The following is a 532-nucleotide window of genomic DNA, read 5'->3' as shown; positions in this document are numbered from 1 at the left end:
TGTGGTGGTGTCGCGGTTCCGTCGGAAGGTGCGGGGGTGGCGGGAGCGGCATCATCCGGAGTCGTTGGAGGCCCGGCATGTGAAGGGTGTGGCGGATCGTCGGGTGGAGTTCTGCCCTGATCGGGACGGGATGGGCTGGCTGTCGATGTATTTACCGGGGGACACGGCGTGTGCGGTGTGGAATAAGACCACGGCACTGGCTAGGGGGTTGCAAGGCCCCAATGAGGACCGAACGTTGACGCAGCTACGGGCGGATGTCGCGGCCGGGCTCCTCCTCAACAGCCCAGGTCACCACCTAGGCACCGATGCGGAGTTCGGCGCGGGGGTGCGGGCTGAGGTGTTGGTGACGGTGCCGGTGTTCTCATTGTTGGGCCTCACGGAAGAACCGGGTGAAGTGGACGGGTTTGGCCCGGTGCCAGCATCGGTGGCGCGACGGTTGGTTGCTGATGGGGCGCAGTCGTTGTACAGGGTGTTGGTCGATCCCCGCGATGGGGTGCCGTTGGAATTGGGCAGGACGAGGTACCGGTTATCG

At 65.2% G+C, this 532-nt stretch carries 1 protein-coding gene; it reads left to right on the top strand.

The features are described from left to right. A partial coding sequence (locus tag PSET11_RS16530; protein ID WP_124093402.1) for a DUF222 domain-containing protein occupies window positions 1-532 on the top strand: 532 nt, incomplete at both ends.

It is taken from the genome of Arthrobacter ulcerisalmonis (genome assembly GCF_900609065.1).
In the GTDB taxonomy this organism is placed as follows: Bacteria; Actinomycetota; Actinomycetes; order Actinomycetales; family Micrococcaceae; genus Arthrobacter; species Arthrobacter ulcerisalmonis.
This window is presented reverse-complemented; position numbering and strand designations above follow the sequence as displayed.